The organism is Wenzhouxiangella psychrophila (assembly GCF_042310375.1).
Lineage (GTDB): Bacteria > Pseudomonadota > Gammaproteobacteria > Xanthomonadales > Wenzhouxiangellaceae > Wenzhouxiangella.
In genome coordinates, this window is record NZ_JBHJMQ010000006.1 from 1 (window position 1) to 25074 (window position 25074).

A 25074-nucleotide genomic window follows, 5' to 3' on the forward strand; every position below is an offset into this window, starting at 1 on the left:
GGGTGTGGAAATGTTCCGCAAGCTGCTTGACCAGGGTCAGGCTGGCGACAACGTGGGTGTTCTGCTGCGCGGTACCAAGCGTGACGATGTCGAGCGTGGCCAGGTTCTGGCCAAGCCGGGTTCGATCACCCCGCACACCAAGTTCGAGGCGGAAGTTTACGTCCTGAGCAAGGACGAAGGTGGCCGCCACACGCCGTTCTTCAAGGGTTATCGCCCGCAGTTCTACTTCCGCACGACCGACGTGACGGGCGACTGCCAGCTTCCGGAAGGCACGGAGATGGTGATGCCGGGCGACAACGTCCAGATGACGGTGGAGCTGATTGCGCCGATCGCCATGGAAGAAGGCCTGCGCTTCGCCATTCGCGAAGGCGGTCGCACCGTTGGCGCCGGCGTGGTGTCGAAGATTATCGAGTAGAAGGCGGGAACCGGGGCGGCATGCGGGTGTCCATTTAAGGCTCCGCATCCCGCCGCGAATGCCCGAGTGGCCCCGCGGGGGTCGGCGATCAGCCAGATCGCACTATGTGGCGAAGCGAAAGCCTCGTCAGAGAATTTGATCTTTAACAGACTGAAGGCGTACGGCAATGGCCGAACAGAAAATCCGTATTCGTTTGAAGGGTTTCGATCATCGTTTGATCGATCGGTCGACCCAGGAAATCGTGGATACCGCCAAGCGCACTGGTGCGCAGGTTCGCGGGCCCATCCCGCTGCCCACGCGCAAGGAGCGTTATACCTTGCTGACTTCTCCGCATGTCAACAAGGATGCGCGTGATCAGTACGAAATCCGCACCCACAAGCGGTTGCTGGATATCGTTGATCCCAACGACAAGACAGTCGATGCCCTGATGAAGCTGGATCTGGCTGCGGGCGTTGACGTGCAGATCAAGCTGTATTGAGGCGATTAGAACAATGGCAATCGGACTGGTAGGACGCAAACGCGGCATGACCCGGATATTTACTGAGGAGGGTAACTCCGTCCCGGTAACGGTTATCGAGGTCAGCCCGAACCGGATCACACAGATTCGTCAACAGGATACGGACGGCTATGCCGCGATTCAGGTAACTTGCGGCAACAGGCGTACGTCTTTGGTCTCCCGTCCCCTGGCCGGGCACTTCGCGAAAGCGGGTGTCGAGGCCGGTGAGGGCCTGTGGGAATTTCGTCTCAACGGCGATGATGGCGACGGTCTCGAGATCGGTGCCGAGTTGACCGTTGAGCGATTCGAGGCGGGCCAGAAAGTCGACGTGACCGGCACCACCAAAGGCAAGGGTTTTGCCGGTGTGGTCAAGCGTCACAATTTCCGCACGCAGGACGCTACCCACGGTAACTCCCTGGCGCACCGCGCACCGGGCTCCATTGGGCAGTGCCAGACGCCGGGTCGAGTGTTCAAGGGCAAGAAAATGGCCGGCCATATGGGTGACGAGCGTCAGACGACGCTGAACCTGCAGGTCGTTCGAGTCGATGCAGCGCGCAATCTGCTGCTGATTCGCGGTGCCATCCCCGGCGCGACCGGTGGACACGTCATGATTCGTCCGTCGATCAAGGCCTAAGGAGAGAATGATGGAACTTGCAGTGACAGGCGGTAGCAAGATCAAGGTCTCCGACGAGGTCTTCGGCCGTGACTTTTCCGAAAGCCTGGTGCACCAGGTGGTCACCGCCTACCTGGCTGGCGGCCGCTCGGGCACCAAGGCGCAGAAGAACCGCTCGGCGGTTTCCGGTGGCGGCCGCAAGCCGTGGCGTCAAAAAGGAACGGGCAACGCGCGCGCCGGTACCATTCGCAGCCCGCTGTGGCGCACCGGTGGCGTGACCTTCGCCGCGCAACCGCGCGATTTCACGCAGAAGGTCAACCGCAAACAGTATCGCGCTGCGATCAAGGCGATCCTTTCGGAGCTAGTGCGTCAGGAGCGACTGGTGGTCGTCGATAAGTTCGAGCTCAGCGAGGCGAAGACGCGACTTGTGCGCGAAAAGCTCGCGGAGTTGGGTGTGGACAAGGGCGTTCTGATCGATGTCGAGCTTGACGACAATCTCTATCTCGGCAGTCGCAATATTCCGGGCCTGCAGGCGTTGACCGTCGAAGGTCTCAATCCGGTCAGCCTGGTAGGCGCCGACAAGGTCGTCATGACCAAGGCGGCCGTCAACAAGATCGAGGAGTGGCTGGCATGAACAGCGAACGCATGTACCAGATTGTCCGCAGGCCGCACGTCTCCGAAAAGACGGCGCTGCTGCAGGCAGATAGCAATCAGTACGTTTTCGAGGTGCGCCGAGACGCCAGCAAGAATGAAATCAAGCGCGCCGTTGAAGGCCTGTTCGAGGTCGATGTGGAGCAGGTGCAAGTCCTGAACGTCAAGGGCAAGCAGAAGAGCTTCCGTTTCGTGGCCGGTCGCCAGAAAGGCTGGAAGAAAGCCTACGTGCGAGTCAAAAGCGGCCAGACCATCGAAGAAGTGCAGGCAGACTGAATAATAGCGAGCCGGGAATAGAATCATGGCAATCGTCAAATCAAAACCGACATCTCCGGGCCGTCGCGGTCGCGTGCAGATCCGCCACGACCATCTCTGGAAGGGCGAGCCGCATGCGCCGTTGCTCGAAGCCCAGGGCAAGACCGGTGGTCGCAACAATGCTGGTCGGATTACGACGCGTCATCGCGGCGGTGGCCACAAGCACCACTACCGTGTTATCGACTTTCGTCGCGAAAAGGACGGCGTGCGCGGTGTTGTCGAGCGGGTCGAGTACGATCCCAATCGAAGCGCGCACATTGCGCTGGTGAAATATCTCGACGGCGAGCGTCGCTACATCCTCGCGCCGCGCCATGTCCGCGCGGGCGACGAGATACTGAGCGGCTCGGAAGCGCCGATCAAGCCGGGCAATGCGATGCAGTTGCGCTCGATTCCGGTCGGCACGCAGTTGCATGCGGTCGAACTCAAGCCCGGCAAGGGCGCCCAGTTGGCGCGAAGTGCCGGCGCCTCGGTTCAACTGGTGGCACGCGAAGGCCAGTATGCGACCGTGCTGCTTCGCTCCGGCGAGATGCGCAAGGTGCACACGAGTTGTCGCGCGACGATTGGCCAGGTGGCCAACGTCGAACACAACCTGGAGAAAATGGGCAAGGCTGGCGCCAAGCGCTGGCGTGGTGTCCGGCCTACGGTTCGCGGCGTAGCCATGAACCCGGTTGATCACCCGCACGGCGGTGGTGAAGGCCGTACTTCGGGCGGTCGCCATCCGGTCACCCCCTGGGGTGTTTCGACCAAGGGCAAGCGCACCCGTAAGAACAAGCGCACCGATCAGTACATCACGCGTACACGCAAGCGCAAGTAACAGGAATTCGTCATGCCACGTTCTATCAAGAAAGGGCCGTTTATCGATCATCACCTTCAGACGAAGGTGGAAGCGGCCGTCGAAGCCAATAACCGGCGTCCGATCAAGACCTGGTCGCGCCGCTCGATGATCATGCCCGAAATGGTCGGATTGACCATTGCCGTGCACAACGGCCGGCAGCACATGCCGATTCTGATCAACGAGAACATGGTCGGTCACAAGCTCGGCGAGTTCGCGCCGACGAGAACTTTCAAGGGTCACACTGGTGACCGTAGATCCAAGTAATTAAGGGTTCGAGACGGTGATGGAAGCTACAGCAAAGCTCAGAGGCGCACGCATCTCGCCGCAAAAGGCCCGCCTGGTCGCTGACCAGATTCGCGGCCTGCCCGTGGAGCGGGCGGACGAAGTGCTGACGTTCAGTAACAAGAAGGCCGCACACATCGTTCGAAAGGTGTTGATGTCTGCGATTGCCAATGCGGAGCACAACAGCGGCGCCGATATCGACGAGCTGACAGTGCGCACGGTTTTCGTGGATGAGGGGCCGACCTTGAAGCGTGGCATGCCGCGTGCGAAGGGCCGGTTTACCCGAATCCTGAAGCGCACCAGCCACATCACCATTATCTTGGCAGAGGACTAATCATGGGTCACAAGGTACATCCAACCGGTTTCCGCCTGGGGATCGCCAAGGACTGGGGCGCGAAGTGGTACGCCGAGTCGCGTGATTTCGCGGATCAGCTCAACACCGATCTCGAGGCCCGGGCGTTCCTGCAGAAGGCGCTTGCGCACGCAGCGGTCAGTCGCATCGAAATCGAACGTCCGGCAAAGTCGGCGGAAATCACCGTTCACACGGCGCGGCCGGGCATCGTGATCGGCAAGAAAGGCGAAGACATCGAGAAGCTGCGCCGCGAGGTGAGCAAAATCATGGGTGTGCCGACCCATATTCGCGTCAACGAGATCCGCAAACCGGAGCTTGATGCGAAACTCGTTGCCGAAAGCATTGCCCAGCAGCTCGAACGCCGAGTGATGTTCCGCCGGGCCATGAAGCGCTCGGTCGGTAACGCCATGCGGCTGGGTGCTCAGGGCATCAAGGTGCAGGTCGGCGGCCGTCTCAACGGCGCGGATATCGCCCGTAGCGAGTGGTATCGCGAAGGACGCGTTCCGCTGCATACGCTGCGAGCCGACATCGATTACGGCACGGCCGAAGCCCGTACGACCTACGGCGTCATCGGTATCAAGGTCTGGGTGTACAAGGGTGAAGTTTTCGACCTGTACGCCGAGAAGAGTTCGGAAAATGCACCGGCCAAGGGCGGTGCGCGCAAGGAGAGCTGAATCATGCTGCAGCCGAAACGTACCAAGTTCAGAAAGCAGCAGAAGGGACGCAATCGCGGCCTGGCGCACGTGGGTAACCGCGTGAGCTTCGGCGAGTATGGCCTTCAGGCGACGACGCGCGGCTTTATTACAGCGCGCCAGATCGAATCGGCCCGGCGTGCCATCACGCGTCACGTCAAGCGCGGCGGCAAGCTGTGGATCCGTGTCTTCCCGGACAAGCCGATCAGCAAGAAGCCCGTCGAAGTCCGAATGGGCAAGGGTAAGGGTAACGTCGAATACTGGGTAGCGCCGATCCAGCCGGGTCGGGTTATCTACGAGATCCAGGGCGTCAGCGAGGACGTGGCGCGCGAAGCGTTTCGCCGAGCATCGGCCAAGTTGAGTGTTCGCACCACATTTGTAGCGAGGACGCTGTGATGAAAGCGAGTGAACTGCGGGACAAGAATTCCAGCGAGCTCAACAGCATGCTCCTGGATCTGCGCAAGGAACAGTTCTCCCTGCGCATGCAGCACGGTACTGGCCAGTTGGGAACACCCCACGAGATGCGCCGTGTCCGCAAGGAGATTGCACGGGTCAAGACCGTGCTCAACCAGAAGCAGGACGAGAAAAAGGCATGAGTAGCGAAGAACGCAAGCAGCGCAGCGTCGTCGGACGCGTCGTGAGTAGCAGGATGGACAAGACGGTCACGGTTCGCCTCGAGCGGCTGGTCAAGCATCCGCTGTACGGCAAGTACGTTCGCCGTTCGAGCAAGGTTCATGCTCATGACGCCGATAACAGCTGCAACGAAGGCGATACCGTGCGTATCGAGCAGACCCGGCCGATCTCCAAGACCAAGGCCTGGCAGGTTATTGAAGTGGTCGAACGGGCCCAGTAAGCGGAGCTAGAGACATGATTCAGATGCAGTCCAGGCTGTCGGCAGCCGACAACAGCGGAGCGCGTGAGGTCCAGTGCATCAAGGTGCTCGGTGGATCGAAGCGACGCTATGCCAACATTGGCGACGTCATCAAGGTGACCGTCAAGGATGCCATTCCGCGCGGCAAGGTGAAGAAGGGCGAGGTCTACAACGCCGTGGTCGTTCGTACCGCCAAGGGTGTGCGACGCCGTGATGGCTCGCTCATCCGTTTCGACGGCAATGCAGCGGTCCTGCTCAACAGCAAGCTCGAGCCGATCGGTACCCGTATCTTTGGTCCGGTTACCCGTGAGCTGCGTACGGGGCGATTCATGAAGATCGTATCGCTCGCACCGGAAGTGTTGTAAGGAGTTCATGATGGAACGTATTCGCAAGGGCGACGAAGTGATCGTAACTGCCGGCCGCAGCAAGGGTCAGCGTGGTCACGTGCTCAAGGTGCTCAAGGATCAGCGTTTTCTGGTCGAGAACGTCAATATGGTCAAGCGCCACCAGAAGCCCGATCCTCAGAGCCAGAAGCCCGGCGGCATCATTGAGCGCGAAGCGCCCATTCAAGCCTCGAACATAATGTTGTTCAACCCGGCCACCGGAAAGGGTGACCGCGTGGGCTTCAAGTTCCTGGAGGATGGCCGCAAGGTTCGCTTCTATCGTTCGACCGGCGAAGTGGTCGATATCTGAGGTCGGTCTAGTCCGGCGGCAGTGAGCTGAAAATCGAAAATTTTCTGGAAAAGACAATGGCAAGGCTAAGAGAATTCTACAAGGACGAAGTCGTCGGGAAGCTGGCCGAAAAGTTCGGCTATTCCAACACGATGGAAGTGCCGCGCATCACGAAGATCACGGTCAACATGGGTGTTGGCGAAGCGGTCGGTGACAAGAAAGTCATCGAGAACGCCGTGTCTGACATGACCAAGATTGTCGGTCAGCAGCCGGTGATCACCAAGGCTCGCAAGTCAGTTGCCAGCTTCAAGATCCGTGACGGTTATCCGATCGGCTGCATGGTTACGCTGCGGCGGGAACGTATGTACGAGTTCCTGGATCGCCTGGTCAATGTCGCGCTGCCGAGAGTTCGTGACTTTCGTGGGGTGCCGCGGAAGGCGTTCGACGGCCGCGGCAACTACAACCTCGGCGTGAAGGAACAGATCATTTTCCCCGAGATCGACTACGACCAGGTTGATACGCTGCGTGGTATGGATATCGCCATCACCACTACAGCGGCAACGGATGAAGAAGGCCTGGCCCTGTTGGAAGCGTTCGGCTTCCCGTTCCGGGCCAAGTAAGGAGTATAGAAGGTATGGCTAAAGTTTCGATGGTTGAACGCGACGTGCGCCGGGCAAAGCTGGCTGCGAAGTACGCCGAAAAGCGTACCGAGCTGAAGCGCATCATTGCCGATCCCGAAGTGGACTTCGAGGAAAAGCAGGATGCCATGCACAAGCTCAACAAATTGCCGCGTGACTCCTCGCCCGTGCGAGGACGTAACCGTTGCCGTCAGTCGGGCCGGCCGCGCGGCTTCTACCGTAAGTTCGGATTGGCTCGCAACAAGCTGCGTGAAGCAGCGATGCGGGGCGATATTCCGGGTCTGCGCAAGGCCAGCTGGTAAGGAGAGACAAGAGCAATGAGTATGAGTGATCCCATTGCCGACATGCTGGCGCGCATCAAGAACGCGCAGGCGGTCAACAAGCGTGCCGTGAGCATGCCGGCATCGAAAGTAAAGTTCGCCATTTCCGCCGTCCTCAAGGACGAGGGCTATATCCGTGATTTTCGGGTTGAAGAAGATGGCGCCAAGCGGGAATTGACGATTGAACTGAAGTACGTCGAGGGCCGTGGCGTTATCGATCGCCTCGAAAGGTACAGCCTGGCAAGTCGCCGCCGCTACTTCGGCAAGGATGACCTGCCGCGCGTTCTGAACGGGCTCGGCGTGGCCATCGTGAGCACCTCGCACGGCGTGATGTCGGATCGCCAGGCCCGAGCACAGGGTCATGGTGGCGAAGTGCTCTGCCTGGTCGCCTGATTGAGATTTCGGAGAAACTAGAGATGTCGAGAATTGCCAACGCCCCAATAGATTTGCCCAAGGGCGTCGAATTCAACCACGCCGACGGTGTAGTCAAGGTCAAGGGTTCAAAGGGTGAGCTTGAAATGCAAGTCCACCCGACCGTGACCGTGAAGGCCGATGATGGCGTGGTGTCCGTCGCTCCTGGGGCGTCAGGAACAATGGCCATGGCTGGAACCATGCGCGCGCTGATTGCCAACATGGTTCAAGGCGTCACCGATGGGTTCGAGAAGAAGCTCGAGCTGCGGGGCGTCGGTTATCGTGCGCAAGTCCAGGGCAAGAAACTGAATCTGCAGCTGGGGTTCAGCCATCCGGTTGATTTCGAGATTCCCGACGGAGTCACCATTGAGACGCCGAGCCAGACGGAAGTTGTGGTCAAGGGCAGCAGCAAGCAGCTCGTTGGCCAGGTTGCGGCCGAGATTCGCGCCTATCGCCCGCCTGAGCCTTACAAGGGCAAGGGTGTTCGCTACGCTGGCGAGCGCGTTGTGATGAAGGAAGCCAAGAAGGCCTGAGGAATTGACCATGAAGGACAAGAATCAATCAAGACTGCGCCGTGCGCGCAAGAACCGGGCCCGCATCACGCGCTCGGGTCAGGCGCGTTTGAGCGTTCACCGCTCCGGGCAGCACATTTATGCGCAGATCATTGCATCCGGCGGTCAGCACACGATCGCGTCGGCCTCGACGCTGCAGAAGGATGTGGCCGACGGATTGAAAAGCACCTGCAGCGTGGAAGCGGCGCAGGCCGTAGGCAAGAAAGTTGCCGAGCGCGGTCTCGAAGCCGGCATCGAAGGTGTGGCCTTCGATCGCTCGGGATTCAGGTACCACGGACGGGTCAAGGCGCTGGCGGATGCCGCGCGTGAAGCCGGTCTGAAGTTTTAACGCTAACGGAATTCATCATGGCTAGAGATAACAGCACCGACGATCTGATTGAAAAGCTGGTTGCCATCAACCGCGTGGTCAAGGTGGTCAAAGGTGGGCGCCAGTTCAGCTTTACTGCGCTCGCGGTAGTCGGCGACGGCGACGGCAAGGTCGGCTTCGGTTACGGCAAGGCGCGGGAAGTGCCGCTGGCCATCCAGAAGGCGATGGAGCGCGCGCGACGCGACATGGTGCGGATCTCCCTCAATGAAGGGACGCTCTGGCACCCGGTCAAGGCCAGCCACAGCGGATCACGCATCTACATGCAGCCTGCATCGGAAGGTACCGGTGTGATCGCCGGCGGCCCGATGCGTGCCGTATTCGAAGCGATCGGCGTGCACAACGTTCTGGCCAAGAGCCTGGGTTCGAACAACCCCATCAACCTGGTGCGCGCCACGATGAAGGGCCTTCAGGCCATGGCGTCACCCGAGAAGGTCGCGCTCAAGCGCGGCAAGCCGATCGAGGAGGTCCTGGAATACCATGGCTAAAAAGAAAGCTGGAAAGCTGCGGGTGACGCTTGTTCGTTCGGTCAATAATACGATCGGCAAGCACCGCGATACCGTGCGTGGCCTCGGGCTGCGCCGCATGCACCACACGGTCGAATTGGAAGACACGCCGGCCATTCGCGGCATGATCCGCAAGGTCGACTACCTGGTGCAGGTCGAAGAAGCCTGACTTCAACTTTTCTGGACAGTGACATGAAACTCAATTCAATTCAGCCCGCCGAAGGCAGCCGTAGCGAGCGCAAGCGCGTCGGGCGCGGCATAGGCTCGGGTCTGGGCAAGACCGGCGGCCGCGGCCACAAGGGTCAGAAGGCGCGTTCGGGCGGCTATCACAAGGTTGGTTTTGAAGGCGGCCAGATGCCGCTCCAGCGCCGTGTACCCAAGGTCGGATTCCGCTCTGCGGTTAACCGCCATACCGTCGAGTTGCGTCTTTATCAGATCAACGCAATCGACGCCGACGTGATTGACGTCGATACGCTCAAGGAAGCCGGCCTGATCAGCAACGCAACCCGCAAGGTTCGCGTGGTTAACACCGGCGCTATCGAGCGGGCCGTGACCGTGCGGGGTGTTCACGTCACCGCCGGGGCGGCCAAGGCTATCGAGACCGCAGGCGGTAAGGTCGAGTAATGTCAAGTAAATCATCGGAAATGGCCGGCATGCTCGGCGGAATCGGTCGGCTCAAGGAGCTGCGTCAGCGCCTGTTCGTGGTGCTGGTGGCCTTGCTGATCTTCCGTTTCGGCACGTTCATTCCGGTGCCCGGCATCAACCCCATTGCCCTTGTGGAGTTGATGGACATGTCCAGCGGCACCATCGTGGACGTGTTCAACATGTTCTCCGGGGGCGCTCTGGGTCGCTTCTCGATTTTCGCGCTCGGCGTGATGCCCTATATTTCGGCGGCGATCATCATGCAGTTGATGAGTCACGCCATCCCGCAACTCCAGCAGCTGCGCAAGGAAGGCGAGTCGGGTCGTCGCAAGATCACGCAGTACACGCGCTATTTCACGGTCGTACTGGCAGCCTTCCAGTCCTTTGGCGTAGCCGTTGCTCTGCAGAGTCAGAGTGCCGGGGCGGACCTGCCTGTCGTTATTTCGCCCGGGCCGGCCTTCGTCATGGCCGCGGTCATTACTCTGACGGCCGGGACGGTTTTCCTGATGTGGCTGGGCGAGCAAATCACCGAGCGCGGTATCGGCAACGGTATCTCGATTCTGATTTTCGCCGGCATTGTTGCCGGGCTTCCGAGTGCCATCGCCTCGACCCTCGAGCTTGTGCGCACGGGGCAGCTGGGCATTCTGACAGCGACTTTCTTCCTGGTACTGGCGATCGCGGTCACGGGATTCGTGGTCTTTGTCGAGCGCGGCCAGCGTCGTATAACCGTCAATTACGCACAGCGACAGGGCCGACAAGCCTATCGCAGTCAGTCCACGCACCTGCCGCTGAAAGTCAATATGGCCGGTGTGATCCCGGCAATTTTCGCTTCCAGCCTGGTGCTGTTCCCGGCAACCATTTCGACCTGGTTCGGCGAGGCGGGACAATCGGGGGTGTTGCAGAACATTGCGCAGCAGCTCAGCCCAGGGCAGCCGATCTACATCGCCATCTTTGGCGGTATGGTCATGTTTTTCTGCTTCTTCTATACCGCGATCGTCTTCAATTCCAAGGAGACGGCTGACAACCTGAAGAAGTCGGGGGCATTTATTCCGGGTATTCGCCCGGGGCGCCAGACGGCCGAGTACATCGACTATGTGCTGACCCGCCTGACGCTGGTCGGCGCGTTTTACCTGGCAGCGGTCTGTCTGCTGCCGGAGTTCATCCTTTTGCAGTGGCAGAACGTGCCTTTCTACTTCGGCGGTACTTCGCTGCTGATTATCGTGGTTGTCACGATGGATTTCATGGCCCAGTTGCAGGCCCATCTGATGTCACATCAGTACGACAGCCTGCTTAAGAAGTCCAACTTGAAGGGTTATGGCCGTAGTGGCGTGGTTCGCCGCTGACTAGGGGCCGAGTCGCGGTCGGAATGATTGGAGAGCAGTAATGAAGGTTCAGGCATCAGTCAAAAAGATCTGCCGCCACTGCAAGGTAGTGCGCCGGAAGGGCGTGGTCTACGTTATCTGCAGTGATCCCAAGCACAAGCAGCGGCAGGGATGAAACAGTTCCGTTTGACGGGGTTGGCAAGAGCCGGAAAACCCGGTAAAATTGCTGGTTTGCGTCGAGCGGACGTGATGGTTTACGGAGCAAGCAAATGGCACGTATAGCAGGCGTCAATCTGCCCGTCCAGAAGCATACCTGGGTGGCATTGACTCACATCTACGGCATCGGTCGAACCCGGGCCTACGAAATCTGTGAGGCCACCGGCGTGGCCCCGGATACGAAGGTGCGCGACCTGACCGAGGCGGAGCAGGAAAAACTGCGTCAGACGATCGGTCAAATGAGCGTCGAGGGCGATCTGCGCCGCGAGGTGTCGATGAACATCAAGCGCCTGATGGACCTGGGCTGCTTTCGCGGTCTGCGCCATCGCCGTGGGCTTCCGGTTCGCGGCCAGCGCACGCGTACCAACGCCCGTACCCGCAAGGGTCCGCGTCGTCCGATTCGTTGAGGTAGGAACAGATGGCCAAGCAGCAGAGCGCAAAACCGAGAAAGAAGGTCAAGAAGACCGTGGTCGACGGCATTGCACACGTGCATGCCTCGTTCAACAACACGATCATCACGATTACCGACCGCCAGGGCAACACGGTTTCCTGGGCCACTTCCGGCGGTTCCGGCTTCCGCGGTTCGCGCAAGTCGACGCCGTTTGCAGCCCAGGTGGCCGCGGACAACGCCGGCCGAACGGCTCAGGAGGTTGGAATGAAGAATCTCGAAGTACGCGTCAACGGCCCCGGGCCGGGTCGCGAGTCTTCGGTACGCTCGCTCAATGCGGCCGGATTCAAGATCACCAACATCATCGACGTCACGCCGATTCCCCATAACGGCTGCCGTCCACCCAAGAAACGTCGCGTGTAAGTCACCGGCAGGCAGACTGAAGAGATATGGCTAGATATACCGGACCCACCTGCAAGCTCGCACGCCGCGAGGGCGTTGATCTCAACCTCAAGAGCCCTGCGCGCGGCCTCGAGTCGAAGTGCAAACTGAACCAGCCGCCCGGCCAGCACGGCGACAGCCGTCGTCAGCGCCTGTCGGACTATGCGTTGCAGTTGCGCGAGAAACAGAAGGTACGCCGCATGTATGGCGTGCTCGAAAAGCAGTTCCGCAATTACTACAAGGAAGCGGCCCGTCGCAAGGGCGCGACCGGCGAGAACCTGCTCCAGCTTCTGGAAGGCCGCCTGGACAATGTTGTCTACAGGCTGGGCTTTGCCGTGACGCGGGCGCAGGCGCGTCAGATGGTCAGCCACAAGTCGGTCGAGGTGAACGGCAAGGTGGTCAATATTCCCTCCTATCAGGTGCGGCCGGAAGACCGCATTTCGATCCGGGAAAAGGCCAGAAAGCAGCTGCGTATCCAGGAAGCGATCAATGTGGCGCGCGAGCTGGATCTGGTTCCGACATGGATCGACGTGGACTTCGACAAGATGGAAGGTGTGTTCAAGGGCGCTCCCGATCGCGATGATCTGCCGCCGGACATCAACGAAAACCTCATCGTCGAACTTTACTCGAAGTAAGCCGCAGGCTCCAGCAGCCTGCGCTGCAAACGAAAACCGATTTTGGAGAGGCAAACATGTCAGGCCAGATAAGCGAACTTATCGGCACGATGCTCAAGCCCAAGGGCCTGGTTGTGGACGAGATTTCGCCGCGACGTGCCCGCATCACGCTTGAACCGCTCGAACGCGGGTTCGGGCACACCCTGGGCAATGCCCTGCGACGCATTCTTCTGTCGTCGATTCCCGGCAGCGCAATCACCGAAGCCGAGATCGACGGTGTGCTTCACGAATACACGGCTGTTGAAGGCTTGCAGGAAGACATTGTCGAAGTCCTTCTCAACCTCAAGGATGTGGCTATCCGCATGCACAGCCGTGAAGAGGCCACGCTGACCCTGAGCAAGGACAAGGCCGGTCCGGTGACCGCGGGCGATATTCAGCTTGACCACGACATCGACGTGCTGAATCCGGATCACGTGATCTGCACCCTGACGAAGGCCAGCAAGCTTCGCATGCAGCTGAGGGTCACCCGTGGTGTGGGCTATCAGCCGGCCGCGGCATTGAAATTCAACGAGGAAGAGACGCGCACCATCGGCCGTCTCCAGCTGGATGCCTCTTATTGCCCGGTTCATCGCGTGGCCTACAGCGTCGAAAGCGCACGCGTCGGCCAGCGCACCGACCTGGACAAGCTGGTGCTGGATATTGAAACCAACGGCACGATGAGCTGCGAGGACGCGGTAAAACTGGCTGCCGGTATCCTGGTCGATCAGATGTCCGTGTTTGTCGACTTCGTCGCGCGCGAGAAGGACGAGACGGAGACCACGACCGAGAGCTTCGATCCCATCCTGCTGCGCCCGATCGACGACCTCGAGTTGACCGTGCGTTCGGCCAATTGTCTCAAGGCCGAACACATTCAGTACGTGGGCGACCTGGTGCAGCGAACGGAGACCGAGTTGCTCAAGACACCGAACCTGGGCAAGAAGTCCCTTACCGAGATCAAGACGGTGCTGGCGACCCACGATTTGTCGCTGGGTACCCGCCTGGAGAACTGGCCGCCGCCGTCGCTGGCGCGCACCGAGCACTGAGGAGAAAACGATGCGTCACCGTAAAGCAGGTCGCAAATTGAATCGGAATTCGCCGCATCGCCGCGCGATGTTCCGCAACATGACCGCCAGCCTGATCGAGCACGAGCTCATCAAGACCACGCTGCCGAAGGCCAAGGAGCTGCGACGGGTGGCCGAGCCCCTGATCACGCTGGCCAAGGAAGATAACGTTTCAGCCCGTCGCCTGGCGTTCAATCGCCTGCGCGATCGCGATGCCGTGGGCAAGCTGTTCTCTGAGCTCGGTCCACGCTATCGCGAGCGTCCCGGCGGTTATCTGCGAATCCTCAAGTGCGGGTTTCGTCCCGGTGACAACGCGCCGATGGCTTACGTTGAACTCGTGGATCGCCCAGACGCTCCGGGAGCGGAGACAGCCGAATAGCATCCGGACTCTGACCGGAGGTTCAGGAAGCCCGGCCCTTGTTGCCGGGCTTTTTTTGTTTAATGAGACCCTGAAAAGCGCCGGACGGTCCTGACGCTGCCGCGGCAATAAGGCGGAGCCGCGCCTGGGCGGTAAGCTACAATGCATTGCTGTGGGCACTTGTCGCCCCCGCCACCGTTCAACAAGCCGGATTCTCGGATGCGCCGAACCATCATCCTCGCTGCCGCCCTGGCGATCATCGTGCTCGGCCTTTGGGGCACGGCGACGCTATACTTCGATGAAGCCCGCATGAAGGGCTTGTTCGCCGACCGGCTCAGCGAGCGAGTCGGGCGACGGGTCGAGATTGTCGGGGCGCTGCGTTTCAGCCTTTTTCCGCGGCCGGAAGTCGAAGCCGAGGACGTCATCATTGCCGGCCCGGAGGGTGATGAAGCCACGGCAACAATGCGGGCGCAGAGTGTCAGAATGAACCTGCGAATCCTGCCCTTGCTCAAGGGAGAATTAGCTGCGGCGCAGATGCGGCTCAGAGGGGCGGTTATCAACCTGGCAAGCACGGGTTCCGAAAACAGGTCTTCCGGGCCGATGGTGGCCATTCGCTCAAGCGCCAGGCTGCTGTCGGGCCGTTCACTAAGCTTGCAGGATGTAACGCTCCTGATGCCTGGCAGGGTGGACGGGGCGCCGAGAAGCATGAACATCGACTTCATCGAGTTCGATCGTTTCAGCCTGGATCAAAACGTGGCATTCCGGTTCAGTGGGGACCTCGGCGATCCGTTACTCCTTGACGAAGTGAGCGTCAAGGGAATGCTCAATGTGCCTGCGTCCGAGGAACATCCCGTCCGACTTCGCGATATGCAGCTCCGTGGGCGACTGCTCGCCCTCGATGAGCATGTTTCCTTGAGCGGCGACTTGACGGCCGGGCCGGCCGACCCGGTCCGGATCTCGCTGGCCGGGGGGCGGCTGATCGTGGGAGAACGACCATTCGACCTGTCGGTCAGTTATCACGGCGGCGCGAATCCGGCTGCAGATCTGCTCGTCACCGCGGAGGTGCTGGATTGGTCGTCCGTCAGGGAAAGCGCTGCATTGAGCCTGAATCTGGAGCTGGAAACACTCCTGGCGGCGCTGGCCGAACGTATCGACTTGAGATCTCAACTCCAATTCGATCGATTTCGGGTCGCTTCCTCAGAATTCTCGAACGCACGGATCGACTTGCGCTCCCGGCCGGAGGGCATGGGTGTAAACCTTGCCACCGTTTTCCCCGGTGGCTTGATTGAAGCCAGCGGCGTCATGACTGGGCGGGGCGCCGATTCACTCATTGTCGACGTCAGCCTGGCCGACCTCGGGCAGTTGCTCGAGTGGAGGGAGGTGCCGCCTGTCGTTGACGGTAGTGGTGAGGCGACATTGACCCTGAGTTGGCCGATCGAGGATCGTTCAGACTATCGGCTTGAAGGCCGATATGAGCTCTGGGATGGTTACTGGCGCGTCGGGCGTGACCAAGGTGAGCCCGCCGTGAACGAGTACGTCCAGTTCAACGGTGATCTCCGGATGACTCCGGGATACCTGGAGATTCCAAGCTATGAAATCACGGGCAGCGAGCTGTCAGGCACCGGCTGGGCGGCCGTCGAGCTGCCCGACGGCACGCTTGGCGGCGAACTTATGGGTATTGGTATGGAACCTTCGTACCTGGCCCTCTCGGGCAGTCTGACCCGGCCACAATTAACCCGCATGGCGCCCGTTTTACCAGCTGAGCAAGGAGAAGCAGCGCCCTTGGTGGAAGACGAGCCCGAACAGTGACGCTGGAGCAGGAACGTGTAGCCGGCCTGGCGGCGGCGCTGGGCGCTTTCTCCATCTGGGGTCTGGCGCCGCTGTATTTCAAGCTGCTGGGGCATGTGGGCGCTGACGAGATCATTGGTCACCGCGTGATCTGGTCGATGGTCTTGCTCGGCATCGTTCTCGTCGTCCGGGAGCGGGGGCGACTTATTGAATGCATTCGCGTGGAGCGCCGCGTTCTGGTGGCCTTGATGGTCAGCGCGATTCTGATTGCCATTAACTGGCTGGTTTTCGTTTACGCAATCAACACCAATCGAGTGCTTTCGACAAGCCTGGGCTATTTCATCAATCCGCTGGTCAATGTGTTACTCGGGATGCTGATCTTTCGAGAACGACTCGGACGATTGCAAACCATCGCTGTCGTGCTGGCCTTCGTGGGGACGGCATGGATGACCGTGCGTGTGGGCCGGTTCCCGTGGATCGCCTTGTTGCTGGCCTCGAGCTTTGCCCTGTATGGTGTCGTGCGCAAGAAAACCGACGTTGGACCCCTGGTTGGCTTGTTCTGGGAGACCCTGCTGATGACGCCCCTGGCGCTGGCATGGCTTTACTGGCTGGATCGTCGCGGTGTGCTGGTTTTCAATCCGGGGTCGCTTGGCGAAGCCGCACTGCTTGCCGGCACGGGGCTGGTGACGCTCGTACCCCTCGTTCTCTTCGCGACCGGCGTGCGCCGCCTGAATCTGAGCACGATTGGCCTGATGCAGTATCTGGCGCCTAGCATGACCTTCGTGCTGGCCGTTTTTCTGTTTGACGAACCTTTCACCGCGGATCACGCCGTGACCTTCGCTTTTGTCTGGACCGCCTTGATCCTGTTCACGATCGCCGGTTGGAGACACTATCGGCGAGCCCGAATTCTTCCGCGAGAGGCTGCATGAACGACATTGAAGCCACCCAGCGGTCCACGAGCCGTAGATTGGGTTCTCTGCGTGCGCTCAGACCCTTTGTCGCGCGCTATCGCCTGCAGATCGGTTTCGCGTTGCTGTTCCTTGCGGTTTCAGCTGCCGGGGCGCTGGCCATTCCGGCGGCGGTGGGGCAGGTCATCGACCGTGGTTTCATGGCCGAGGACATCGCCAATATCAATCGCTGGTTCTGGCTGCTGTTCGCCGCTGCTGCCATGATGGCAGTCGGGGGCGGTCTGCGATTCTACTGGGTCAGTTGGCTCGGCCAGCGCGTTGTCGCCGACATACGCAAGTCCGTCTACGAGCGTGTGCTGTCGATGAGCCCGGAGTTCTTCAGTACTACCCGCACCGGGGAAGTGCTTTCCAGGCTCAATACAGACACCACCCTGGTCGAGACTCTGGTGGGCTCGACCGTTTCGTTCGGGATTCGCAACCTGCTGATGCTGACGGCCAGTTCGATCGCACTTGTCCTGACCGCGCCCCAGCTTGCCGGCGTGATCGGACTGCTGATTATTCTGATCATCGTGCCCGTGGTGATGCTCGGTCGCTGGGTGCGTCGGCTTTCTCGAGACGCGCAGGATCGTGTGGCCGATTTCAGCGCCCGTGGTGACGAAACCATCAATGCCGTCCAGACAGTGCAGACATTCGCCCAGGAGTCCCGAGAGCAAGGTCGGTTTGATCATGCGGTTGAATCGGCCTTTATCGCCGCACGAAACCGGATCCGGGCCAGCACGCTGCTGATCGTCCTGGTCATCCTGATGACCTTCGGTGCGATCACATTCGTGCTCTGGCTGGGCGCGCGTTCGGTGTTGAGCGGAGAAATGACCCCCGGGCAGCTCGGCCAGTTCGTGCTTTATGCCGCTATCGCCGCCGGATCGACCGCCAGTCTGAGCGAGATCTGGAGCCAGTTGCAGCGGGCCGCGGGTGCGATGGAGCGGCTGGCGGAACTGCTCGATGCGCAGCCGTCCATCGTCAGCCCGGAGTCGCCCCAGAGCTTGCCGCAGGGCCCGCTTTCGGTCGCCTTCGAGGCGGTGGAGTTCGCGTATCCCTCGCGTCCGGACGAAGCGGTTCTCCGCAGTCTGAATTTCGAGGTAGAAGCCGGTGAAACCGTCGCGATTGTCGGGCCATCCGGCGCCGGCAAGTCGACCCTGTTCCAGCTCGTCCTACGCTTCTACGACCCGGATGCCGGCCACGTCAGGCTGGGTGGTGTCGATGTGCGTGACCTCGATCTGCGTGAATTGCGCGGCCGGCTGGGTGTGGTGCCCCAGGATGTTGCGATGTTTTCGGGCAGCGCCGCCGAGAATATTGCCTACGGCCACCCCGAGGCGGAGCCGGACGTCATCGCCCGGGCTGCGCGCTCGGCACACGCCGATGAATTTCTTGAGCGCTGGCCCGATCGATACGAAACCTTCCTGGGCGAGCGTGGTGTGCGTCTGTCGGGCGGCCAGCGCCAGCGCATCGCCATTGCCCGCGCCTTGATCAAGCAGCCGCCCCTGTTGCTTCTGGACGAGGCCACGGCCAGCCTTGATGCCGAAAGCGAACGGCTGGTCCAGCACGCGCTCAATGACATCAGTGCAGATCGCACCGTGCTGGTGATTGCCCATCGCCTGGCGACGGTTCGTCGAGCCGATCGCATCGTCGTGCTCGATCAGGGTCAGGTGGTGGCCCAGGGAAGCCACGACCGTCTGGTCGCCGAAAGCCCACTCTATGCCCGGCTGGCGCGGCTTCAGTTTCTTGCCGAGGACAACTCGCGGGAGCGTTAGCAGGTTTCGATGCAGGTCATTTCCCGGCTCGCTCCGCGCCGTCCCACGAGATCGACGGGAGCGCTTCGCTTACAGGGACCAGTAACGGAACTTCTGACCGCCTACCGAGGCCTCGGCCATGAGTCCTCCACGAGCGTAGTTGAACACCGCAACGCCTTTTTCGTAGCTGGTGGTGGCCGCGCGGCCTTCGGTTGCGGCGACTGCGGTGGCCTGGGCGGAAAACTCGAAACTTTCCCGCTGGAAACGGCGCAGGGCGGCCTCGTCGCGGAAGAAAATCACCTGGCTGTAGGACTGGGCGCCGATCTGCGGACCAATGGTGGCTTGCGAGACCGAGGCGCGACCGACCGGTTTGCCCTGCTCGAACACGATGCCGCGGCCGAAGCCGCCGCCGACCCAGAAGCCGCCCTTGCCGATGTTGGGAAAGACCGCGTAACCGTGGGCCTGGTCCACCCAGCGCTGCAGGCCCGGATCCTTGTCGACAAAGCTGGCCAGGGCTGAACGCGATTCGTTGACGAGTACATCGTCGGACGGCGTCGAGGCGCAGGCGCTCAGCAGTGCGATGAGCAGGGCCAGACCCGGCAGAAATGCGCAATTTCTGAGATTGGCTGACATGGGCAACTCCATTGGCTGGTTGTTCGCAAGGCCGGCGATTACCGACATTTCAGGGGTTCGACGCTTTCGTAGTATAGTTGGTTCCCCGGCAGGAATCGCTCTCGATATCGCATCGCTTTCCTCGCTGGAAGGGAGGATAATCCATGAAGCTCACTGGTAGCTACGCACTCAAGGTCGCCTTGATTTACGCGGCTGCGGGTGCGCTGTGGATCTTTCTTTCCGACTCGGCCGTCGAACAACTGGCTGGCGACACTGCCGTACTCACGGCTTTCCAGACCTACAAGGGCTGGCTGTTCGTGCTTGCCAGTGCGATTCTCGTGTTCTGGCTGAGCTGGCGGGCCCTGGGTGATCAGGCTGGCCTGATTCGGGAGCTCCGACAGTCTGCCGTTGTTTTCGACCGCACCCACGAAGGCGTCGTGCTGACCGACCAGCGCAAGCGGATCGTTTCGGCCAATCCGGCTTTCGAGCGCATGGCCGGTGTCTCCGAGGATCGCTTGCTCGGTCGCGATCTGGCCACCCTGCATTCATCCCGGCACGACAAGCGATTCTTCTCGGAACTGGAACGCTCCATGGCCCAGCAAGGCTACTGGAACGGCGAGATCTGGAATCGAAGCGCGGACGGATCCGAGCGTCCCTTTCTGGCCACCGTGACCGATATCGGGGCCGATCGTGGCGGAAACGATCAGTACGCGTGGATCTTTACCGATATCAGTGATCTCAAGCAGGCCCAGAGGCGGCTCGAACAGCTGGCGTACTACGACACGCTTACCGGTTTGCCCAACCGGTTGATGCTCCAGGATCATTTGCGTCGGCTTCTCGCAGGTGCCAGAAAAGGCGAGGAGCGCATTGCCGTCCTGTTCATCGATCTCGACAATTTCAGGAACGTCAACGACAGCTTTGGTCATCCGATCGGCGACGATCTGCTCGTCATGGTCGCGCGCCGGCTGCGGGGCGGCTTGCCTGCAGGCGCAGGGCTTGCTCACCTGGGTGCCGACGAGTTCGTCATTGATCTGACAGGGACGGATGCTCGCGAGGACGCCACGGCCTGTGCCCGAAAAACCCTGAAAGCCATCGCCGAGCCTTTCGTGCTGGCCAATCGGAGTGAAGTTTACGTCAGTGCCAGTATCGGCATTTGCGTCTCGCCCGATGATGCACAGTCGGTGACCGAGCTGCTTCAATTTGCCAATGCCGCGATGTACCAGGCCAAGCGACGTGGAAGAAATACCTGGCAACATTTCGATCAATCGATGGTGCAGTCGGCCAGCAAAAGGCTACAGCTCGACGCGCGCCTGCGCCACGCGCTCGACGCCCGGGAGTTCGAGCTGCATTACCAGCCCATCGTCGGTGCAAGCCCTCGATACCATGTCTGTGGTGCCGAAGCGCTGGTGCGCTGGCGCTCTGCCGACGGGCGGCTGGTCATGCCGACCGAATTCATTCGTGCCACCGAGGAAAGTGGCCTGATCGTCCCGCTGGGTGACTGGGTGCTCGAACAGGCCTGCGAGCAGGCCGCTGAATGGCACCGCCAGGGTATCGAAGGTTTGCCTGTATCGGTCAACCTGTCGGCGAGACAGTTCCAGACTGGCCGTCTCGCGGAGACCGTCGAGCGGGTGCTCGAGCAAACCGGTCTCCCGCCCGGATTGTTGAACCTGGAGATCACCGAATCGATGCTGATGGAGCAGGTTCAGGCCGGTCAGGATGTGCTGCGACGTTTACGAGCCATGGGCGTGCATATCTCGCTTGACGACTTCGGAACAGGGTACTCATCCCTGTCCTACGTCAAGGAATTCGATCTCGACACCCTCAAGATTGATCGTTCATTCATCATCGACCTGGCTGCCAGGGACTCGGATCGCGACCTGGTGGCGGCCATCATCAGTATGGCGCGCTGCCTGCATCTGAGGGTCGTGGCTGAAGGGGTCGAGAAGATTGAGCAGCTCGACATCCTCACTCAGCTGGAGTGCGATAGTTTCCAGGGCTACTTCTTCAGCCGCGCGCTGCCGCCCGGTGAAGTCCCGGGGGTCGTTGATGCGCTGGGCGGGTTCAGGCCGGATGCGCAATCATCTGGGCAGTGACCGCGACGAAATGACAGATGCTGCCGGCCAGGACGAAGAGATGCCAGATGGCATGAGCATAAGGAATTCGATCTACATGGTAGAAAAGCGTGCCAGCGGTATAGAGAACACCGCCAAGAACCAGCCAGAGCATGGCCGTGGGCGTCACGACCTGGCTCAGCGGCACGAGCGCGACGATAACCAGCCACCCCATTCCGACATAAGTGGCCGTCGACAGCTTCCGGAATCGGCCGGTGAAAAACACCTTGAAGATCACGCCGATGACGGCCAGGCCCCAGATGACCCCAAAAAGGGACCAGCCCCAGCTTCCCTTGAGCGCCGCGATGGTGAACGGCGTGTAAGTACCTGCAATCAGAAAAAAGATGGCGCAGTGGTCGAGAATCTTCAGGCGCGCTTTCCAGACGGGATGACGCGCGGCATGATAGAGAGTCGAGGCCGTGTAGAGCAGTACCAGCGAGGCGACGAAGACCGAGACGCTGACGATCTCGCGGGCTCCCGCATGGATTACGGCCAATGTGATCAGTACAGCGCCCGCACCAATACTGAGAATCGCGCCCAGGCCATGCGTCAGGGCATTGAGCAACTCTTCGCGATGTTCGGGGTTGTGATCCATGCGGTTGACTATAGAACCCGGCATGCCGGTCTGCAACCGACAAGCCCTGCGGCACCCTCGCATAATAAGGTAGGATCAGAGGGTTGCACACACCCGGAATTCGCGCCATGACTTTCATCAAGCGTTTTTTTGCGCTATCACTTCTTCTTGGCCTGTGCGCTTGTGCCGATCAATCGGAGCCGGGTCGAACCGGCTCCGGCGATGAATCGGCCCAGGCAACTGCCGGGCAAACCACGACAGACTCCGAACCAGCGGCTGCCGAGGCAGATGTGGCCGCCTTCGAGGCGTTTGTCGATTCGCTGATCGAGGAAATGCTTCAACGCTCGCCCGAATGGTCTATTTACGAGGGCCGTTACGAGAATGCCGGCGAGGTATCGATACCGAACGCGGCGCATCGTCGCGAGGAACTGGCTTTCATCGCTGACGCGCTTGAACGGCTCGGTCAATTCGACCGCGAACAACTGCCGGTCGACCAGCGTACTGACTACGACCTGTTGCTCAACCGGCTCGAGTCGGGTCGCTTCTATACGCGGACGCTGAGATCGTGGGAGTGGCAGCCGTCGAACTACAACGTCGCCGGTCCCCTGAGCATTCTTCTCAACACCGAATTTGCCCCCTTGCCGGAACGATTGGCCCTGATTCGCGACCGCCTCGAGCAAGTGCCGGCCTACTACCAGGCGGCGCGTGAAAGCCTGGGTACACCCACGCTGGAGCATACGGAGCTGGCCATCAGCCAGAACCGGGGCGGGCTGAGCGTTCTGGAAGATATTCGCGAAGCGGCCAACGGCGCCGAACTCGACGCGGCGTTGTCCGCCTCGCTGTCGGATGCGCTGGCCGGCGCCGAAACCGCCATCGGCGAGTGGGTCGGCTGGCTCGAACAGCGCCTGGCCGACCTGGAGGAATCCGGAGACGCGCGCCCGTTCCGCCTTGGGGTGACACTCTACGAGGAGAAATTTGCCTACGACATCCAGGCCGACTTCACGGCGGCCGAGTTGTATCGCCGCGCCCGGGCGGAAAAGGAGCGCCTGCTCGACGAGATGGACGGCTATACCCGGGAGCTCTGGCCGGAGTACTTTGCCGGGGAGTCCATGCCCGAGGATCGCCTGAAACGCATCGGGCAGATGATCGATCGGCTGTCGCAAGAGCACGTGGCGGTGGAGGATTTCGTGGACGAAATCCGACAGCAGATGCCGCGGCTGGCCGAGTTCGTGCGCGAGAACGACCTGCTCGACCAGGACCCGGACAAGCCGCTTATCGTTCGCGAGACGCCGGAGTACATGCGCGGCTCAGGCGCCATCGCCTCCGTCAGCGCGCCGGGGCCTTTCAATCCGGACGCCGACACCTATTACAACGTCACGCCGCTGGAAACCTTTGGTGAGGAGCAGGCAGCCAGCTACCTGCGCGAATACAACGACTGGATGCTCCAGATTCTGAACATCCACGAGGGTATTCCCGGGCATTACACCCAGTTGCTGCATTCCAACAGGTCGCCCAGCCTGGTCAAGAGCCTGCTCGGCAACGGCGCGATGGTCGAAGGCTGGGCCGTCTATGCCGAACGCATGATGCTCGAGGAAGGCTGGGGTGACCACGCGCCGGAGCTGTGGCTGATGCACGGCAAATGGCTGCTGCGCGTCACGCACAACGCCATCCTCGATTACGCGGTGCACGTGCGCGGCATGGAAAGGGACGAGGCCGTTGAGATGATGCAGGAAGAAGCCTTCCAGGAAAGATCCGAAGCAACCCAGAAATGGCGGCGGCTGACCCTTTCGCAGGTCCAGCTGACTTCCTATTATGCCGGCTATTCAGCGATCTACGAATTGCGCGAGCGGCTCAAGGTGGAGCAGGGCGAAGACTTCGACTTGAAGGCCTTTCACAACGAATTTCTGAGCTACGGCTCGGCACCGGTCGATACCATTGCAGAATTGATGACCGGATCGAACTGACAGCACGCAGCCTCGGAAAATCCGGGGAGGGGAGGGGAAAATATGCCGAGTCTTGACGCCTACACGCTGGCAGTCGTGTCGGGTCTGGCGGCCCTGTTCCTGGCCGTGACGATGGCGGGTGTCTACCTGGCCGGAAACCGCGAACCGGCCATCTTTCGATGGGCCCTGGCCGGCGTCATGATGAGCATTGGCCATTTGATCGGCAATATCGCCCTGTCCGAACCCGATTGGGTCGATCCCGGGGTGGCAATCGCGCTGGGCAATACGGCGATCATGACAGGCTACGGTCTGCTGCTGCTCGGGATCCAGCAGCACCTGGGTTACAGGATGTGGATCATCCCCGTGACCGCCTGCGTCGCCTTCGTGTTCATCGCCGGCTTGTTCTGGCCCGTCATGTTCAATGACACGGTATTTCGCATCAGCGTGCTGACCGTCATTTACCTCGTCCTTTCGTTCGTGGCCGCGACGCTCTTGTGGCGCGCCGCGGACGAGTCGCTTCGGCCCTATCGTCGTGCTGTCGCCGTGGTGATTGTCGTCAATGTGGTGCTGCTCGCGGCGCGCTCCATCTACATCGCTTTGGGAAACGGGGGAGAAGACGACACGGCGATGATGTCGGTCCTGGTTCCGGTGTTTCTCTCGTCGATGCTTTTCTACATGGCGCTGAACGTGTCACTGGCCCTGATGCTGTTTCGCCGCAAGGAAGTCCACCTGCGTTTCCTCGCGCGCCACGATGCGCTGACCGGGCTGCTCAATCGGTATTCGCTCGACGAATACGCCGGCCGGGAGCTGTCGCGGGCCCAGCGCGGCGAGCATGAATTGTCGCTGATCGTGCTCGATCTCGACAATTTCAAGCAGGTCAACGACGAGCATGGTCACGCTGCCGGAGACCGTGTGCTGGCCGAAGCGGCCGCTCGCCTTCAAGGCGTGATCCGTGAAGGTGATATCGCGTTCAGGGTGGGCGGCGAGGAGTTTCTCATTCTGCTGCCCGGGGCCGGCTCTCGGCGCGCCAGCCAGGTCGGTGAACGACTGAGGTTGTCGTTGGTAAAGCACCCGTTTGAATTTCGAGGCCGTGAGATCAGCGTATCCACCAGCGTTGGTGTGGTCAGTTACGACCCGCTTCGCGATGATTGGGAACGCATGCTCCGGCGTGCCGACCAGGCACTCTACCGCGCCAAGAATGCCGGTCGTAACCGCGTCGAGATCGCTGGCCAGCCTCACCCGGCGGGTGCTTGAGCAAAGCCGGG

Annotated in this window: 37 protein-coding genes; 35 read left to right on the top strand and 2 right to left on the bottom strand. The window is 60.7% G+C overall.

The window, feature by feature from the left end; genetic code table 11:
* From ACDC66_RS08990 to ACDC66_RS09145, 32 genes are all read left to right on the top strand, one after another.
* On the top strand, nt 1-415 hold a 415-nt coding region (locus ACDC66_RS08990), incomplete at its 5' end, for an EF-Tu C-terminal domain-related protein (RefSeq protein ID WP_376696373.1).
* Nucleotides 416-581: 166 nt separating this feature from the next.
* Nucleotides 582-893, top strand: coding sequence for a 30S ribosomal protein S10 (gene rpsJ / locus ACDC66_RS08995; protein ID WP_376696374.1), 312 nt, complete (start codon nt 582-584; stop codon nt 891-893).
* 13 nt (nt 894-906) lie between these two features.
* Nucleotides 907-1545: a 50S ribosomal protein L3 gene (gene rplC, locus ACDC66_RS09000; protein WP_376696375.1), complete on the top strand. Its 639-nt coding sequence runs from the start codon at nt 907-909 to the stop codon at nt 1543-1545.
* Between the two features lie 10 nt (nt 1546-1555).
* Complete coding sequence (gene rplD / locus ACDC66_RS09005) at nt 1556-2158, top strand: 50S ribosomal protein L4 (RefSeq protein WP_376696582.1); 603 nt, start codon at nt 1556-1558, stop codon at nt 2156-2158.
* On the top strand, nt 2155-2451 hold the full coding sequence (gene rplW / locus ACDC66_RS09010; RefSeq protein ID WP_376696376.1) for a 50S ribosomal protein L23: 297 nt from the start codon (nt 2155-2157) through the stop codon (nt 2449-2451). The genes rplD and rplW overlap by 4 nt, the downstream gene beginning before the upstream one ends.
* Before the next feature lie 25 nt (nt 2452-2476).
* Nucleotides 2477-3304, top strand: coding sequence for a 50S ribosomal protein L2 (rplB, locus tag ACDC66_RS09015; protein WP_376696377.1), 828 nt, complete (start codon nt 2477-2479; stop codon nt 3302-3304).
* A 12-nt stretch (nt 3305-3316) separates the two neighbouring features.
* Entirely contained in the window at nt 3317-3589 is a 273-nt protein-coding gene (gene rpsS, locus ACDC66_RS09020) for a 30S ribosomal protein S19 (protein ID WP_376696378.1), read from the top strand.
* Nucleotides 3590-3608: 19 nt separating this feature from the next.
* Nucleotides 3609-3941 (top strand): 50S ribosomal protein L22, encoded by a 333-nt coding sequence (rplV, locus tag ACDC66_RS09025; protein WP_376696379.1) that lies wholly within the window; start codon nt 3609-3611, stop codon nt 3939-3941.
* Nucleotides 3942-3943: 2 nt separating this feature from the next.
* Nucleotides 3944-4633 (top strand): 30S ribosomal protein S3, encoded by a 690-nt coding sequence (gene rpsC, locus ACDC66_RS09030; RefSeq protein WP_376696380.1) that lies wholly within the window; start codon nt 3944-3946, stop codon nt 4631-4633.
* 3 nt (nt 4634-4636) lie between these two features.
* On the top strand, nt 4637-5047 hold the full coding sequence (gene rplP / locus ACDC66_RS09035; RefSeq protein ID WP_376696381.1) for a 50S ribosomal protein L16: 411 nt from the start codon (nt 4637-4639) through the stop codon (nt 5045-5047).
* Entirely contained in the window at nt 5047-5247 is a 201-nt protein-coding gene (gene rpmC, locus ACDC66_RS09040; protein ID WP_376696382.1) for a 50S ribosomal protein L29, read from the top strand. The genes rplP and rpmC overlap by 1 nt, the downstream gene beginning before the upstream one ends.
* Nucleotides 5244-5504, top strand: a complete 261-nt coding sequence (gene rpsQ, locus ACDC66_RS09045) for a 30S ribosomal protein S17 (RefSeq protein WP_376696383.1) — start codon at nt 5244-5246, stop codon at nt 5502-5504. Before rpmC ends, rpsQ begins: the two co-directional genes overlap by 4 nt.
* Before the next feature lie 14 nt (nt 5505-5518).
* The gene (rplN, locus tag ACDC66_RS09050) at nt 5519-5887 is read left to right on the top strand and encodes a 50S ribosomal protein L14 (RefSeq protein ID WP_376696384.1); all 369 of its coding nucleotides are present in this window, start codon (nt 5519-5521) and stop codon (nt 5885-5887) included.
* Between the two features lie 10 nt (nt 5888-5897).
* The gene (gene rplX, locus ACDC66_RS09055) at nt 5898-6215 is read left to right on the top strand and encodes a 50S ribosomal protein L24 (RefSeq protein ID WP_376696583.1); all 318 of its coding nucleotides are present in this window, start codon (nt 5898-5900) and stop codon (nt 6213-6215) included.
* 56 nt (nt 6216-6271) lie between these two features.
* The gene (rplE, locus tag ACDC66_RS09060) at nt 6272-6814 is read left to right on the top strand and encodes a 50S ribosomal protein L5 (RefSeq protein ID WP_376696385.1); all 543 of its coding nucleotides are present in this window, start codon (nt 6272-6274) and stop codon (nt 6812-6814) included.
* Between the two features lie 14 nt (nt 6815-6828).
* Entirely contained in the window at nt 6829-7134 is a 306-nt protein-coding gene (rpsN, locus tag ACDC66_RS09065) for a 30S ribosomal protein S14 (RefSeq protein WP_376696386.1), read from the top strand.
* A gap of 15 nt (nt 7135-7149) precedes the next feature.
* Complete coding sequence (gene rpsH / locus ACDC66_RS09070) at nt 7150-7545, top strand: 30S ribosomal protein S8 (RefSeq protein WP_376696387.1); 396 nt, start codon at nt 7150-7152, stop codon at nt 7543-7545.
* Between the two features lie 23 nt (nt 7546-7568).
* The gene (rplF, locus tag ACDC66_RS09075; RefSeq protein WP_376696388.1) at nt 7569-8096 is read left to right on the top strand and encodes a 50S ribosomal protein L6; all 528 of its coding nucleotides are present in this window, start codon (nt 7569-7571) and stop codon (nt 8094-8096) included.
* Between the two features lie 10 nt (nt 8097-8106).
* Nucleotides 8107-8463, top strand: a complete 357-nt coding sequence (gene rplR, locus ACDC66_RS09080; RefSeq protein ID WP_376696389.1) for a 50S ribosomal protein L18 — start codon at nt 8107-8109, stop codon at nt 8461-8463.
* A gap of 17 nt (nt 8464-8480) precedes the next feature.
* Nucleotides 8481-8987: a 30S ribosomal protein S5 gene (gene rpsE / locus ACDC66_RS09085; RefSeq protein WP_376696390.1), complete on the top strand. Its 507-nt coding sequence runs from the start codon at nt 8481-8483 to the stop codon at nt 8985-8987.
* Nucleotides 8980-9174, top strand: a complete 195-nt coding sequence (gene rpmD / locus ACDC66_RS09090) for a 50S ribosomal protein L30 (RefSeq protein WP_376696391.1) — start codon at nt 8980-8982, stop codon at nt 9172-9174. Before rpsE ends, rpmD begins: the two co-directional genes overlap by 8 nt.
* A gap of 23 nt (nt 9175-9197) precedes the next feature.
* On the top strand, nt 9198-9629 hold the full coding sequence (rplO, locus tag ACDC66_RS09095) for a 50S ribosomal protein L15 (RefSeq protein WP_376696392.1): 432 nt from the start codon (nt 9198-9200) through the stop codon (nt 9627-9629).
* On the top strand, nt 9629-10990 hold the full coding sequence (secY, locus tag ACDC66_RS09100; RefSeq protein ID WP_376696393.1) for a preprotein translocase subunit SecY: 1362 nt from the start codon (nt 9629-9631) through the stop codon (nt 10988-10990). Before rplO ends, secY begins: the two co-directional genes overlap by 1 nt.
* Before the next feature lie 40 nt (nt 10991-11030).
* Entirely contained in the window at nt 11031-11144 is a 114-nt protein-coding gene (rpmJ, locus tag ACDC66_RS09105) for a 50S ribosomal protein L36 (RefSeq protein ID WP_116650666.1), read from the top strand.
* A gap of 94 nt (nt 11145-11238) precedes the next feature.
* Nucleotides 11239-11592, top strand: a complete 354-nt coding sequence (gene rpsM / locus ACDC66_RS09110) for a 30S ribosomal protein S13 (RefSeq protein ID WP_376696394.1) — start codon at nt 11239-11241, stop codon at nt 11590-11592.
* Nucleotides 11593-11603: 11 nt separating this feature from the next.
* The gene (gene rpsK, locus ACDC66_RS09115) at nt 11604-11996 is read left to right on the top strand and encodes a 30S ribosomal protein S11 (protein WP_376696395.1); all 393 of its coding nucleotides are present in this window, start codon (nt 11604-11606) and stop codon (nt 11994-11996) included.
* A 26-nt stretch (nt 11997-12022) separates the two neighbouring features.
* The gene (rpsD, locus tag ACDC66_RS09120) at nt 12023-12649 is read left to right on the top strand and encodes a 30S ribosomal protein S4 (protein WP_376696396.1); all 627 of its coding nucleotides are present in this window, start codon (nt 12023-12025) and stop codon (nt 12647-12649) included.
* Between the two features lie 56 nt (nt 12650-12705).
* On the top strand, nt 12706-13710 hold the full coding sequence (locus ACDC66_RS09125; RefSeq protein WP_376696397.1) for a DNA-directed RNA polymerase subunit alpha: 1005 nt from the start codon (nt 12706-12708) through the stop codon (nt 13708-13710).
* 10 nt (nt 13711-13720) lie between these two features.
* Entirely contained in the window at nt 13721-14107 is a 387-nt protein-coding gene (rplQ, locus tag ACDC66_RS09130) for a 50S ribosomal protein L17 (protein ID WP_376696398.1), read from the top strand.
* 198 nt (nt 14108-14305) lie between these two features.
* On the top strand, nt 14306-15895 hold the full coding sequence (locus ACDC66_RS09135) for an AsmA family protein (protein ID WP_376696399.1): 1590 nt from the start codon (nt 14306-14308) through the stop codon (nt 15893-15895).
* Nucleotides 15892-16803, top strand: coding sequence for an EamA family transporter RarD (gene rarD / locus ACDC66_RS09140; RefSeq protein ID WP_376696400.1), 912 nt, complete (start codon nt 15892-15894; stop codon nt 16801-16803). The genes ACDC66_RS09135 and rarD overlap by 4 nt, the downstream gene beginning before the upstream one ends.
* Nucleotides 16800-18590 carry an ABC transporter transmembrane domain-containing protein gene (locus ACDC66_RS09145; RefSeq protein WP_376696401.1) on the top strand — a complete coding sequence of 597 codons (1791 nt, stop codon included), beginning with the start codon at nt 16800-16802 and terminating at the stop codon, nt 18588-18590. The genes rarD and ACDC66_RS09145 overlap by 4 nt, the downstream gene beginning before the upstream one ends.
* 69 nt (nt 18591-18659) lie before the next feature.
* Here ACDC66_RS09145 and ACDC66_RS09150 read toward each other — a convergent pair whose 3' ends face one another.
* Nucleotides 18660-19202, bottom strand: a complete 543-nt coding sequence (locus ACDC66_RS09150) for a lipid-binding SYLF domain-containing protein (RefSeq protein WP_376696402.1) — start codon at nt 19200-19202, stop codon at nt 18660-18662.
* A 143-nt stretch (nt 19203-19345) separates the two neighbouring features.
* Between ACDC66_RS09150 and ACDC66_RS09155 the strand changes: the two genes are divergently transcribed.
* On the top strand, nt 19346-21274 hold the full coding sequence (locus ACDC66_RS09155; protein WP_376696403.1) for a putative bifunctional diguanylate cyclase/phosphodiesterase: 1929 nt from the start codon (nt 19346-19348) through the stop codon (nt 21272-21274).
* Here ACDC66_RS09155 and trhA read toward each other — a convergent pair.
* A complete protein-coding gene (trhA, locus tag ACDC66_RS09160) occupies nt 21243-21911 on the bottom strand; it encodes a PAQR family membrane homeostasis protein TrhA (RefSeq protein ID WP_376696404.1) in 669 nt (222 codons plus the stop codon). The genes ACDC66_RS09155 and trhA overlap by 32 nt on opposite strands.
* An 83-nt stretch (nt 21912-21994) precedes the next feature.
* Between trhA and ACDC66_RS09165 the strand changes: the two genes are divergently transcribed.
* Together ACDC66_RS09165 and ACDC66_RS09170 are read left to right on the top strand one after the other, a co-directional pair.
* The gene (locus tag ACDC66_RS09165) at nt 21995-23830 is read left to right on the top strand and encodes a DUF885 domain-containing protein (protein WP_376696405.1); all 1836 of its coding nucleotides are present in this window, start codon (nt 21995-21997) and stop codon (nt 23828-23830) included.
* A 42-nt stretch (nt 23831-23872) separates the two neighbouring features.
* On the top strand, nt 23873-25063 hold the full coding sequence (locus tag ACDC66_RS09170) for a GGDEF domain-containing protein (protein ID WP_376696406.1): 1191 nt from the start codon (nt 23873-23875) through the stop codon (nt 25061-25063).
* The last annotated feature ends 11 nt before the right edge of the window (nt 25064-25074 follow it).

Excerpts from the sequence above, each read along its gene's own strand:
- rpsJ (WP_376696374.1), top strand. The coding sequence starts at position 582 with ATGGCCGAACAGAAAATCCGTATTCGTTTGAAGGGTTTCGATCATCGT.
- rplC (WP_376696375.1), top strand. The coding sequence starts at position 907 with ATGGCAATCGGACTGGTAGGACGCAAACGCGGCATGACCCGGATATTT.
- rplD (WP_376696582.1), top strand. The coding sequence starts at position 1,556 with ATGGAACTTGCAGTGACAGGCGGTAGCAAGATCAAGGTCTCCGACGAG.
- rplW (WP_376696376.1), top strand. The coding sequence starts at position 2,155 with ATGAACAGCGAACGCATGTACCAGATTGTCCGCAGGCCGCACGTCTCC.
- rplB (WP_376696377.1), top strand. The coding sequence starts at position 2,477 with ATGGCAATCGTCAAATCAAAACCGACATCTCCGGGCCGTCGCGGTCGC.
- rpsS (WP_376696378.1), top strand. The coding sequence starts at position 3,317 with ATGCCACGTTCTATCAAGAAAGGGCCGTTTATCGATCATCACCTTCAG.
- rplV (WP_376696379.1), top strand. The coding sequence starts at position 3,609 with ATGGAAGCTACAGCAAAGCTCAGAGGCGCACGCATCTCGCCGCAAAAG.
- rpsC (WP_376696380.1), top strand. The coding sequence starts at position 3,944 with ATGGGTCACAAGGTACATCCAACCGGTTTCCGCCTGGGGATCGCCAAG.
- rplP (WP_376696381.1), top strand. The coding sequence starts at position 4,637 with ATGCTGCAGCCGAAACGTACCAAGTTCAGAAAGCAGCAGAAGGGACGC.
- rpmC (WP_376696382.1), top strand. The coding sequence starts at position 5,047 with ATGAAAGCGAGTGAACTGCGGGACAAGAATTCCAGCGAGCTCAACAGC.
- rpsQ (WP_376696383.1), top strand. The coding sequence starts at position 5,244 with ATGAGTAGCGAAGAACGCAAGCAGCGCAGCGTCGTCGGACGCGTCGTG.
- rplN (WP_376696384.1), top strand. The coding sequence starts at position 5,519 with ATGATTCAGATGCAGTCCAGGCTGTCGGCAGCCGACAACAGCGGAGCG.
- rplX (WP_376696583.1), top strand. The coding sequence starts at position 5,898 with ATGGAACGTATTCGCAAGGGCGACGAAGTGATCGTAACTGCCGGCCGC.
- rplE (WP_376696385.1), top strand. The coding sequence starts at position 6,272 with ATGGCAAGGCTAAGAGAATTCTACAAGGACGAAGTCGTCGGGAAGCTG.
- rpsN (WP_376696386.1), top strand. The coding sequence starts at position 6,829 with ATGGCTAAAGTTTCGATGGTTGAACGCGACGTGCGCCGGGCAAAGCTG.
- rpsH (WP_376696387.1), top strand. The coding sequence starts at position 7,150 with ATGAGTATGAGTGATCCCATTGCCGACATGCTGGCGCGCATCAAGAAC.
- rplF (WP_376696388.1), top strand. The coding sequence starts at position 7,569 with ATGTCGAGAATTGCCAACGCCCCAATAGATTTGCCCAAGGGCGTCGAA.
- rplR (WP_376696389.1), top strand. The coding sequence starts at position 8,107 with ATGAAGGACAAGAATCAATCAAGACTGCGCCGTGCGCGCAAGAACCGG.
- rpsE (WP_376696390.1), top strand. The coding sequence starts at position 8,481 with ATGGCTAGAGATAACAGCACCGACGATCTGATTGAAAAGCTGGTTGCC.
- rpmD (WP_376696391.1), top strand. The coding sequence starts at position 8,980 with ATGGCTAAAAAGAAAGCTGGAAAGCTGCGGGTGACGCTTGTTCGTTCG.
- rplO (WP_376696392.1), top strand. The coding sequence starts at position 9,198 with ATGAAACTCAATTCAATTCAGCCCGCCGAAGGCAGCCGTAGCGAGCGC.
- secY (WP_376696393.1), top strand. The coding sequence starts at position 9,629 with ATGTCAAGTAAATCATCGGAAATGGCCGGCATGCTCGGCGGAATCGGT.
- rpmJ (WP_116650666.1), top strand. The coding sequence starts at position 11,031 with ATGAAGGTTCAGGCATCAGTCAAAAAGATCTGCCGCCACTGCAAGGTA.
- rpsM (WP_376696394.1), top strand. The coding sequence starts at position 11,239 with ATGGCACGTATAGCAGGCGTCAATCTGCCCGTCCAGAAGCATACCTGG.
- rpsK (WP_376696395.1), top strand. The coding sequence starts at position 11,604 with ATGGCCAAGCAGCAGAGCGCAAAACCGAGAAAGAAGGTCAAGAAGACC.
- rpsD (WP_376696396.1), top strand. The coding sequence starts at position 12,023 with ATGGCTAGATATACCGGACCCACCTGCAAGCTCGCACGCCGCGAGGGC.
- ACDC66_RS09125 (WP_376696397.1), top strand. The coding sequence starts at position 12,706 with ATGTCAGGCCAGATAAGCGAACTTATCGGCACGATGCTCAAGCCCAAG.
- rplQ (WP_376696398.1), top strand. The coding sequence starts at position 13,721 with ATGCGTCACCGTAAAGCAGGTCGCAAATTGAATCGGAATTCGCCGCAT.
- ACDC66_RS09135 (WP_376696399.1), top strand. The coding sequence starts at position 14,306 with ATGCGCCGAACCATCATCCTCGCTGCCGCCCTGGCGATCATCGTGCTC.
- ACDC66_RS09145 (WP_376696401.1), top strand. The coding sequence starts at position 16,800 with ATGAACGACATTGAAGCCACCCAGCGGTCCACGAGCCGTAGATTGGGT.
- ACDC66_RS09150 (WP_376696402.1), bottom strand. The coding sequence starts at position 19,202 with ATGTCAGCCAATCTCAGAAATTGCGCATTTCTGCCGGGTCTGGCCCTG.
- ACDC66_RS09155 (WP_376696403.1), top strand. The coding sequence starts at position 19,346 with ATGAAGCTCACTGGTAGCTACGCACTCAAGGTCGCCTTGATTTACGCG.
- trhA (WP_376696404.1), bottom strand. The coding sequence starts at position 21,911 with ATGCCGGGTTCTATAGTCAACCGCATGGATCACAACCCCGAACATCGC.
- ACDC66_RS09165 (WP_376696405.1), top strand. The coding sequence starts at position 21,995 with ATGACTTTCATCAAGCGTTTTTTTGCGCTATCACTTCTTCTTGGCCTG.
- ACDC66_RS09170 (WP_376696406.1), top strand. The coding sequence starts at position 23,873 with ATGCCGAGTCTTGACGCCTACACGCTGGCAGTCGTGTCGGGTCTGGCG.